Genomic DNA, 10,711 nt, shown 5'->3' with positions numbered 1-10,711 from the left:
TGGCCGAGCAGGTCCTCGACCAGCTGCACCTCGAGCGCGGGCAGGCGCAGATCACGGTAGCGGTCCCGGTCGAACCGGAGCCGGGGACGCCGGGCGCGGAATAGGAGGGTGCCGTGCCGTGGTTGACTGACGCCAGAGGACAGGGAGGGATCCGCGTCCGCCGCCATCCGGGCGGCGGGGACGGCTCTCCCGCAGACGGACCACCGGAAGGGGAACGAGACGTGCAGGACGCCGCGCCGCTGTACACCCGTCATGAGGGGGCGCCCGTGCCCCCCGGCCTGGGCATGCTCGTGGCCCTGACCGGGCACATGGACGCGGGCCGGGTCGCTCGGCAGGTGCGGGCCGCGCTGCACGAGCACCTGACCCATCGGACCGTCGTCTCCTTCGACGTCGACTCGATGTTCGACTACCGCGCCCGGCGTCCCCGGCTCCGGTTCGACCGGGACCGCTACCGTGATCTGCGCCTGCCCGCGCTCGAGGTGCAGCTGGTCGAGGACCTGCTCGGCCACCCCTTCCTGCTGCTGTCCGGCCCCGAGCCGGACTTCCGGTGGCAGGCGGTGACGGAGGCCGTGCTCGGCCTCGCGCAGGAGTGGGAGGTGGACTCGCTCACCTTCCTCGACGCGGCCCCGCTGCCCGTGCCGCACACGCGGCGGCTCGGGGTCACGACCCACGGGTCCCGCGCCGACGCCGTCGAGGGGCTGTCCACCTGGAGCCCGGAGGCGGACATCGTCGCGGGGCTGCTGCAGATGCTCGAGCTGCGCGCCGAGGAGGCGGACCTGCCGACGGCGGGCTACACCGTCCATGTGCCGCACTACGTGGCCGAGGCGTCCTTCCCCCAGGCGGCCGTGGCCGCGCTCGAGTACGCGGGGGCCGCCATGGGGCTCATGCTGCCCTCGGACGACCTGCGAGACGCCTCGCGGGACATCGAGGCCGAGCTGGAGCGCCAGGTCTCCGGGTCCGGGGAGATCCAGCAGATGATCGCCGGCCTGGAGCGCAACTACGACCAGAACGCCGAGGACCAGGAGCGGTCGTTGCTCGAGACCGAGCAGGGCCTGCCCGACGGCGACGAACTCGCCTCCGCCGTCGAGGCGTACCTCGCCGCGCGGGACGCCGGCGGCGGGTCCGCTCCTGCACAGGAGGACGGACCCGGCCGTCCGTCCACCGGCGACGGGGACTGATCCCACCGCGGGCGCCCGGTCGGCCAGGGTGGCGGCATGGAAGCCCCCACCTCACTCGACGTCCCCGTCCTGCCGGCCCGCGGCCCGGAGGACCTGCTCGCCTACGTCGGCCACGCCCTCGGGCGGTTGCCCGAGGGCAGCCTGGTCCTCCTCACCCTGCGCGACGGGCGCCTGCGCGCCGTGGTGCGGGTCGACCTGCCTCCCGAGGAGGTCGACGTCGGCGCCTGGGCCTGCGCCGTGGCCGAGGTGTGCCGGCGGGACGCAGCCGCGGACGCGACGCTCTGCCTCGCGCTGCCGGACGGCGCCCGGGCCACGCTCGCCCGTCCCGGCTGGGCCGCGGCGCTCGACGACGCCCTGGCGTCCGCGGGTCGCCCCCTGACCGCGGCCTGGACGTGCGCGCGGGGACGGGCGCGCCCCTGGTGGGGGAGCGGCGTCGCCGAGGAGGGCCCGCTCGACCCCCGAGCCGCGCCGCTGTCCCTGCACCTGATGACCCGCGGTTCGGTCTGGGACCGTGCAGCAGTGCCCGACCCGGTCCCGCGCCGCGGTCCCGCGGCGGCCCGGGCCGACGACGCGCGGTGGCGGCCTCCCGAGCAGGACGCGCCCGCGGCACGCCGCGCGTGGCTGGCGCAGTGGGAGTCGGTGCTGACCGGCGCGGCTCGTGACCGCGGCGCGCCCGCACCGGCCGTGCTGGGCTCGCCGCTGACGCGTCCGGCCTGGCGCGACGGCCTGCTGCTCCATGCCGCCGCGCCGTCCGGCGCGGCCACGGGGGATCCGGGGGACGAGGAACGGATCCTCACCGCGGCCTCGGGCCGGGCGCCGGCCTGGGATCGGCTGGACGCCCTGCGGGCGGGGCTGCGCGCGCTCGTGCCCGTCGCGACGCCGGCTGTGGCGGCGCAGGCCCTGGCGCTGGCCGGGTGGGTCGGCTGGGCCCGCGGCCACGGCTCCGACGCGGACGCCCACCTGACCGCGGCGGCGGCGCTGAGTCCCGGCGACCCGTTCGTCTCCGTCCTGCGACGCATCGTGGCCGCGGGGTGCGTCGCAGGCTGGGCGACCGACCCGGCCACCGCGTGGCGGCCCGACGGTGGCCGCCCATGAGAGAATGATGCGGCTTCACGACGGCACGGCCGACCGCAGCCCGTTTCCCGGGTGCGGAATAGATCGGTCTCAGCCGTCGTTGGCACTCACGGACCCTGCAGTCGGCGGGCCCGGACGACGTCGGTCGTCCGAGGCCGCGACTTGACAGGGTCACGTGTCTATGGACTGCAAGGATCCGCGGGTGGCCGCGGACGAGACGGAAAGGCCTCGAGTGACCACTTCGACGACCAGCGGTGTGCAGGACGGCAAGGAGACCACTGCCTCCGAGGCCACGACCACGCGCACCCGCTCCACGGCAGCCAAGAAGTCGGCAGCCACGAAGAGCGCCACGACCAAGGGCGCCACGACGCGGACGACCGCGACGAAGTCGGCGGCGACCAAGACCGCTGCCACGCCGACGGCCAAGAAGAAGGCGACCCGGAAGCCCACCGCGGCCAAGACCACCGCCACGGCCAAGACCACCGCCGCGAAGAAGACCGCCACGACCGGGGGCAAGAAGGCCACCGCGTCCGCCGCCTCCGCCGAGCAGGCCGAGGACGACGAGGAGCTCGTCCAGGCGCGCGAGCGCACCGAGGCCGCGGACGCCGTCGAGGAGGACGTGGTGGCGGACGAGACCGCCACCGAAGACTCTGATGATGAGGACGCGGACGGCTCGGACGCTCCGGAGCGTCCGGCGATGGACGCGGAGGCCGTGACCGGCACGACGGCCGCCACAGGCCAGAAGGTGGCCCAGTCCAAGGGCGCGTTCGTCATGGACGACTCCGAGGACGACGCCCCGGTGCAGCAGGTGGTCGTGGCGGGCGCCACGGCGGACCCGGTGAAGGACTACCTGAAGCAGATCGGCAAGGTCGCCCTGCTCAACGCCGAGCAGGAGGTGGACCTGGCCATGCGCATCGAGGCCGGCCTCTACGCCGAGCACGTCGTGCAGCACGAGGCCTCCGACGACTACCGCGAGCGCCGGGACATCCAGCTGATCATCGCGGACGGGCGCAAGGCCAAGAACCACCTGCTCGAGGCCAACCTGCGTCTGGTGGTCTCCCTGGCCAAGCGCTACACCGGTCGCGGCATGCTGTTCCTGGACCTCATCCAGGAGGGCAACCTCGGCCTGATCCGCGCCGTCGAGAAGTTCGACTACACCAAGGGCTTCAAGTTCTCCACGTATGCCACGTGGTGGATCCGTCAGGCCATCACCCGCGCCATGGCGGACCAGGCCCGCACCATCCGCATCCCGGTGCACATGGTGGAGGTCATCAACAAGCTGGCCCGCGTGCAGCGGCAGATGCTCCAGGACCTCGGCCGCGAGCCCACCCCGGAGGAGCTGGCCAAGGAGCTGGACATGACCCCGGAGAAGGTCGTCGAGGTGCAGAAGTACGGCCGCGAGCCCATCTCCCTGCACACCCCGCTCGGCGAGGACGGCGACTCCGAGTTCGGCGACCTGATCGAGGACTCCGAGGCCGTCGTGCCCGCGGACGCCGTCTCCTTCACGCTGCTCCAGGAGCAGCTGCACTCGGTGCTGGACACGCTCTCCGAGCGCGAGGCCGGTGTCGTCGCCATGCGCTTTGGCCTGACCGACGGCCAGCCCAAGACGCTGGACGAGATCGGCAAGGTCTACGGAGTGACACGAGAGCGCATCCGCCAGATCGAGTCGAAGACCATGTCCAAGCTGCGTCACCCCTCCCGCTCGCAGGTGCTCCGGGACTACCTGGACTGAGTCGCAGCGGCATGACGAAGGGCCGGACCCCCGCGGGGGTCCGGCCCTTCGTCATGCCGGGCGCGTCAGGCGCCGGCGGTGAGGCGGTCCGTCTCGTCCTGCCACAGCGCGGCCTGGGGACGCAGCGCGTCCTCGACGGCGCGGGCGTGGTGGGCGCAGAACTGGAGGGCACCGCCCGAGTGCAGCACGGCGCGGACGTAGGCCTGCGCGCCGCAGCGGTCGCAGCGGTCGGAACGGGTGAGGGCGGCCGGCTCGGCCACGGCGGTGATGGACATGGTGTCCTCCTCGGGTCTCTCGGGGCTGGAGGGCGACGACGCCGGTGGGGCGGGTCGGTCCTCCTCTTGTCCCATGGAACAGCAAGGATGGCAGGGAACTTCCCCGCGCGCCCGCCCCGCACCCGCGTTTCGCCACCCGCGTACGCAAGCAGCCGGGCCGGGCTGCCCAGGGACGTCCGGCCCGAACCCTGGCGTGTCCGGCCCGCGGAGTAGGCTGGACCGGCCGCCGTCGTCCACCGAAAGGCCCGCCCCGTGCCCGCGAACACCGAGTACAACGCCCGCCACCTCTCCGTGCTGGAGGGGCTCGAGGCCGTCCGCAAGCGGCCGGGCATGTACATCGGCTCCACCGATTCCCGCGGCCTCATGCACTGCCTCTGGGAGATCATCGACAACTCGGTGGACGAGGCTCTGGCCGGCTTCGGGCAGTCGATCGAGATCACCCTGCATCCGGACGGCTCCGTCGAGGTCGAGGACAACGGGCGCGGCATCCCCGTGGACGTGGAGCCGCGCACCGGCCTGTCCGGTGTCGAGGTGGTGTTCACCAAGCTCCACGCCGGCGGCAAGTTCGGCGGCGGTTCCTACGCCGCCTCGGGTGGCCTGCACGGCGTGGGCGCGTCGGTGGTCAATGCCCTGTCCTCGCGCCTGGACGTGCAGGTGCTGCGCGGCGGCAAGGTCCACCAGATGTCGTTCCGGCGCGGCGAGCCGGGCCGCTTCCAGGACGGGTCGCGCCCGTCGCCAGACGCCCCGTTCGAGCCGTCCACGGACGCCTCGCCGCTGGACGTCGTCGGGAAGGCCAAGCGCGGGCAGACCGGCACGCGCGTGCGCTACTGGGCGGACGAGCAGATCTTCGTGAAGGACGCGACGTTCTCCGCCGAGGAGCTCCAGGCGCGGGCGCGCCAGACCGCCTACCTGATCCCGGGCCTGCGGATCACAGTCAAGGACCTGCGCCGCCGACCCGGCACGCCCGGCGCCGACGGCCCGGTCGAGGAGGTCTTCCAGTACGACGGCGGCATCTCCGAGTTCGTGGAGCACCTCACGCCCGCCACCCCGGTGACGGACGTGTGGCGGATCCAGGGCTCCGGCACCTTCAAGGAGCGGGTCCCGGTGCTCGGCGAGGACGGGCGCACCTCCATGCAGGATGTGCAGCGCACGTGCGAGGTGGACGTCGCCCTGCGCTGGGACGTCGGCTACGACACCGTGTTCCGGTCCTTCGTGAACATCATCGCCACGCCCAAGGGCGGCACCCATCAGTCCGGGTTCGAGGCGGCACTGCTGAAGGTGTTCCGGGCCCAGGTGGAGGCCAACGCGCGCCGGCTCAAGGCCGGGTCGGACAAGGTGGAGAAGGACGACGTGCTGGCCGGCATGACCGCCGTCCTGACGGTGCGGCTCGCCGAGCCGCAGTTCGAGGGGCAGACCAAGGAGATCCTCGGCACCTCCGCGGTGCGGCGGATCGTCTCCCAAGTGGTGGAGAAGCAGCTGACCGCCCGCCTCACCTCCACGGCCCGCGCCCAGAAGCAGCAGGTGCACACGCTGCTGGAGAAGGTCGTCGCCGAGATGAAGTCGCGCATCTCCGCGCGCACCCACAAGGAGAACCAGCGGCGCAAGAACGCCCTGGAGACCTCGACGATGCCGGCCAAGCTGGCGGACTGCCGCAGCAACGACGTCGCCTCCTCCGAGCTGTTCATCGTCGAGGGCGACTCGGCGCTCGGCACCGCCAAGCTGGCCCGGTCCTCCGACTTCCAGGCCCTGCTGCCGATCCGGGGCAAGATCCTGAACGTGCAGAAGGCCTCCGTCTCGGACATCCTGGCCAATGCCGAGTGCGCGGCGCTGATCCAGGTCGTCGGGGGTGGTGCGGGGCGCAGCTTCGACCTGGATGCGGCCCGCTACGGCAAGGTCGTGCTGATGACGGACGCGGACGTGGACGGTGCCCACATCCGCACCCTCCTGCTGACGCTCTTCTTCCGCTACATGCGGCCCATGGTCGAGGCCGGGCGCGTGTACGCGGCCGTCCCGCCGCTGCACCGGATCGAGGCGGTGACCCGGGGCGTCAAGGAACGCGAGGTCATCTACACGTACTCCGAGCAGGAGCTGCACGCGACGCTCGCCCGCCTGGAGCGGGAGGGCCGCTCGTATCGCGAGCCGATCCAGCGCTACAAGGGTCTGGGCGAGATGGACGCGGACCAGCTGGCCGAGACCACCATGGACCCGCGCCACCGCATGCTCCGCCGCGTGAACATCGCCGAGGTGGAGGCCGCCGAGCGCGTCTTCGACCTGCTCATGGGTTCCGCGGTGGCCCCGCGCAAGGACTTCATCGTCTCCCACGCCGACGAGCTGGACCGCGAGCGCATCGACGCCTGACCCTCCGCTTTCGTTCGGGAAACGGCGGCGCGGCCGCCGCCGTTTCCCGAACGAAAGCGGCGTGACCCGCGCCGTTTTCCGAACGAAAGCTCGGGACGGGCGCTCGTTCCGGCCGCGGCGGGCGTCAGCGGTCGCGGTAGTACGCCGCGACGCGGTGCAGGCCCTCGTCGATGCTCACGGTCGGCGTCCACGCGAGGACCTCACGGGTGCGACGCTGGTCGAACCAGTGGGCGGTCGAGAGCTGCTCGGCGAGGAACTCGGTCAGCGGCGGCTCGCCGTCGTCGGAGCCCACGCCCCGGGACCGCAGCCCGAACAGATCCCGCTCCCACGCCCGCTCGATCAGGGCACCGGCGCGCCGGGCCAGGCCCGCCGGGACGCGGCGTTCGGGCTCCGCGGCGCCGCCCGCCAGCGCGATCTGGCGGATCAGCTCGCCGACCGGTCGCGGCTCGCCGTTGGTGACCACGAGGGCCTCGCCGTGGTGCACGTCGGCCGCGGACACAGCCGCCACCACGGCCTCGACGGCGTTGGCCGTGTACAGCGTGTCGACCAGGGGAGCGCCCGTGCCGAGCACGGGCATTCGCCCGGCCCGCGCGCGCTGCACGATCCGGTCGGTGAGCTGCAGGTCCCCGGGCCCCCACATCAGGTGGGGGCGCAGCACCAGGACGCGGAAGTCGTCGCGGTCGGCGGCCAGGGCCAGTCGCTCGCCGGCCGCCTTCGTGCGCGCGTAGGGTCCGCGCGCGTGCTCGGGGCTGGCGGCTCCGGCGCCCTCGCCGACGATGGAGTCGCCGGCGTGCGCCACGGAGGGGGAGGAGACGTGGACGAAGCGTCGCACGCCGTGGCGCTGTGCGGCGTGCAACAGGATGCGCGTGCCCTCCACGTTCACGGCCTCGTACTCGTGCTCGGGGCCGGACACGGACACCTTCGCGGCCACGTGCACCACGGTGTCCGCGCCGGTCAGGGCCTCCTCGACGGCGGCCGGGTCGGTCACGGACCCGCGCACGTCCCGCGCACCGGGCACGCCCGACGGACGCCGCTGCAGGGTGGTCACGTCGTTGCCGGCATCGGCGAGCACCCGGGCGACGCCCGCACCCAGCAGCCCCGAGGCGCCGGTCACCAGGACGCGGCGCGACGCGAGGCGCTCGACGAGGTCGGGCATCCCGGCGGCGTCGAGGTCGACGTCGTAGCCGAAGCCGCTCACAGCGCACCCACCTTCCCGCCGGCGAGCACGGCCTCCGCCCAGTCGGCCACCCGGGCGCGGTCGATCTTGGAGTTGTGCCGGATGTCCGTGGGGATCTCATCGGCCACGAGCACCGCGGCCACCGGCAGCGGCTCGAGGGCCGCGCGCACGGCGGAGGCCAGCGCGGTCGGGGCGAGGCCCTGCTTGGGCCGGCCGTCCCGGTGGTGACCCGGGCGCCGCGCCGGGCGCGTGGCCGGCACGGCCGCCTCCACGACGACGACCACGGCCTGCGTGCCCCGGGGCCCGACGCCGACGACGGCGCTGCGTCGCACCGGCCCGAGCGCGTCGACGGTCTTCTCGGGCCCACCCGGACCGACCGGGCCCTCGGGCGTGGTGATCACGTGCTGGAGCCGACCCTCGAGCCAGACGCGGCCCTCGGCGTCGAAGTGGCCGACGTCGGCGGTGCGGTGCCATACCCGGCCGTCCCGCCGCCACAGCCCGTCGCGCTTGCTCTGCTGGTCGGTGTGCCAGAGCGCGTCGTAGCGGTCCTTCAGGTGGGGGGCGCTGACCACGATCTCGCCGAGGACGCCGTGGCCCCGCGCGGGGTCGAGGATGACGTCCTCGGCGCTGCCGTCCTCGAGCAGCGGCGCGATGGCCAGGGACACCGTGGGCAGCGCGGAGCCCACGCAGACGCCCTCGTCGTCGGCGGCGCGCAGGCGCTGCACCTCGGCGCCGTCGATGTCCGTGAGCAGCAGCCCCTCGGTCATGCCCCACGGCGTGTGGACCCGGGCGTTCGGCATCAGGTCCGAGACCTGACGCATCAGCTGCGGGTGCACGGGGGCGCCGGCCGAGAGCACGAGACGCACGGCGTCGAGCGCCTCGCGCCGGGGCGCGTCGAGGCCGTCGGCGGTCGCGACCACGTTCGCCAGGGCGGCGGGGGAGGCGAACAGCACGCTCGACTGCCCGGCGATCGCGGCGTCGGCCAGCTTCTGCGCGGTGAGGGTGGCTGGCTGGGTGACATCCATGTCCGGGGAGACGGACGCGGCGCCGAGGGCGGGTCCGAGCAGCGCGAACGGGGCGAAGCCGGCCAGCAGGGAGCCGCCCGGGCGGATGCCCAGGGTGCGGGAGATCAGCGCCACGAGGCGGCCCAGCCGCTCGTGCGTGTACACGACGCCCTTGGCCGGGCCCGTGGAGCCGGACGTGAACAGCACCGCGGCGTCCGCGTCCAGGGCGGGCTCGGGCAGCACGGTGCCGTACTCGTCGACGGCGTCGCCCGTGGCCGGGTCGCGGTGGCGGTCCACCATCGCGTAGAGCGAGTCGGAGACGTCGAGCAGGCGGCGCTGGGCGGCGCCCGGCTCGGTCACGGAGATCCGGGTGCCCGGCCAGGACTGGGCGCGGGCCAGCGTCAGACCGGGGGTGCGGCCGATGATCCAGCGGGGGCGGGCCGACTTCATCGCCCGGGTCATGCCCTTGACCCCGAGGCCCTGGTCCGCCACCACGGCGACGGCGCCCACGCGCAGCACGGCGTACAGGGCCGCCGACAGGTCGCGACCCGGCGGCACGAGCATGGCGACCCGGTCGCCCGGTCGCATGCCCGCGGCCCACAGCCCGGTCGCGATGGCCGAGACCATCTCCTGCAGCTCACCCCAGGTGACGGCCACGGGGCGGCGGGCGGTGCCCACGAGCGAGCGGCCGGCCTGGGCGCCGGCCATGTCCACCAGCGCGGTGTACTCGCGGTGGTCCGAGCCGGGGGCGCCCCAGTCGCGCAGGTGGTCCCAGAGCCGGACCACGCCGGGCTCGCGGGCTCCGGGCTCCTCCCCGAGGTCCACCTCCAGGCCCGGGTCGGCGGCCGCGTCGGCGGTGGCGTGCGGGACGGGGCCCGGCAGCCCCGAGGCGGGGTCGGAGAGCTGGCCGCCGCGCAGCAGCTGGGCCCACTGCAGCAGGGGCGCGGTGATGTCGCGGTCGTCCACGAGCAGGTGCCCCGCCCGCTCGTAACGCTGCACGCGCGCGTGGGGCAGGCGGTCGCGGAGGTCGTCGAGGTAGCGGTCCAGGAAGACCGGGTCGTCGGCGCCCCACAGGATGAGGGCGGGCACGTCGGTACGGCCCAGGGCGGCGAGGTCCTCGCCCACCCGCTGCAGTTCGGGATGGCTGCCGTGGCCGGGGTCGGCCGGGATGTCCGCGACGAAGCCGCCGACGCCGCCGCGTCGGGCCGCCGTGTCGTAGGGCAGGTGGTAGGCGGCCCGCGTCTCGCGGTCGAGGGCCGGGGTGGCGAGGGAGGTCGTCACGGAGAGGAAGGCGTCCGTGGTGACGGTGGAGGCCGGCAGGACGGGCCCGGCGAGGGCGGCCTGCAGCGGGGCGGGGATCGGCGCCCCCTCGGGCTGGTGGACCGCGGTGTTCAGGGTCGCGACGCCGGCCACCAGCTCCGGATGACGCGCCGCCCAGCCGAGGGACACGACACCGCCCCAGTCGTGGCCGAGCGTGATCAGCGGGTGGCCGGTGGCTGCCAGGTCGCGCAGCCCGAGAGCCGCCAGCAGGGCGTCCAGGTCGGCGATGCGGCCGCCCAGCGTGCGGTAGGTGTCGCCGGCACGGCCCATCGACGCGGCGGACGGGGAGCCCGCGTGCGCGAGGCGCTCGGAGAAGCCCATGTCCAGCTGGTCCGGCGCCACGACGCGCCACGCGGCCATGCCCCGGCGTGCCCGGCGCACGGTCTCCGCGAGCAGGGACCGCCACAGCCAGGACCACGTCGGGTTGCCGTGCACCGCCACGATCGTGCCGACGATCTCCGCCCCGGCCGCGGCGAGCACGGGACCGGTGTCCGCCACGTGCAGCGTCCGCACGGTCCCCTCCGGGTCCGCGGCGGAGCGGATCTCCACGAGGCGGGACCACGCCGGGTCCCAGCCGGGCAGTCGGTCGGCCG

7 protein-coding genes are annotated in these 10,711 nt (G+C 74.3%); 4 read left to right on the top strand and 3 right to left on the bottom strand.

Annotation, left to right across the window (positions count from 1 at the left end; genetic code table 11):
- The first annotated feature begins 221 nt into the window (after window positions 1-221).
- The 3 genes from J1M38_RS10410 to J1M38_RS10400 all read left to right on the top strand — a co-directional run bounded on the left by J1M38_RS10410 (window position 222) and on the right by J1M38_RS10400 (window position 3,984).
- Entirely contained in the window at window positions 222-1,178 is a 957-nt protein-coding gene (locus tag J1M38_RS10410) for a PAC2 family protein (RefSeq protein WP_044659523.1), read from the top strand.
- A 36-nt stretch (window positions 1,179-1,214) separates the two neighbouring features.
- Complete coding sequence (locus tag J1M38_RS10405) at window positions 1,215-2,273, top strand: DUF4192 family protein (RefSeq protein WP_044659524.1); 1,059 nt, start codon at window positions 1,215-1,217, stop codon at window positions 2,271-2,273.
- A gap of 160 nt (window positions 2,274-2,433) precedes the next feature.
- Entirely contained in the window at window positions 2,434-3,984 is a 1,551-nt protein-coding gene (locus J1M38_RS10400; protein ID WP_239074670.1) for an RNA polymerase sigma factor, read from the top strand.
- 65 nt (window positions 3,985-4,049) lie between these two features.
- Here J1M38_RS10400 and J1M38_RS10395 read toward each other — a convergent pair whose 3' ends face one another.
- On the bottom strand, window positions 4,050-4,259 hold the full coding sequence (locus J1M38_RS10395) for a hypothetical protein (protein WP_002858172.1): 210 nt from the start codon (window positions 4,257-4,259) through the stop codon (window positions 4,050-4,052).
- Between the two features lie 252 nt (window positions 4,260-4,511).
- Here J1M38_RS10395 and J1M38_RS10390 point away from each other — a divergent pair, with 252 nt between their 5' ends.
- Window positions 4,512-6,617, top strand: coding sequence for a type IIA DNA topoisomerase subunit B (locus J1M38_RS10390; protein WP_044659526.1), 2,106 nt, complete (start codon window positions 4,512-4,514; stop codon window positions 6,615-6,617).
- 124 nt (window positions 6,618-6,741) lie between these two features.
- On the opposite strand, the gene J1M38_RS10385 is transcribed toward J1M38_RS10390, so the two are convergent.
- Window positions 6,742-7,815 carry an NAD(P)-dependent oxidoreductase gene (locus J1M38_RS10385; protein WP_044659527.1) on the bottom strand — a complete coding sequence of 358 codons (1,074 nt, stop codon included), beginning with the start codon at window positions 7,813-7,815 and terminating at the stop codon, window positions 6,742-6,744.
- The coding region (locus J1M38_RS10380; RefSeq protein ID WP_206501239.1) for an alpha/beta fold hydrolase at window positions 7,812-10,711 on the bottom strand (2,900 nt) is incomplete at its 5' end. The genes J1M38_RS10380 and J1M38_RS10385, both read right to left, overlap by 4 nt.

The sequence above is a fragment of the Micrococcus sp. KRD070 genome (genome assembly GCF_017168435.1).
Lineage (GTDB): Bacteria > Actinomycetota > Actinomycetes > Actinomycetales > Micrococcaceae > Micrococcus > Micrococcus luteus.
The sequence above is the reverse complement of the archived record's forward strand: the minus strand, read 5'-3'. Positions and strand labels throughout refer to the sequence as shown.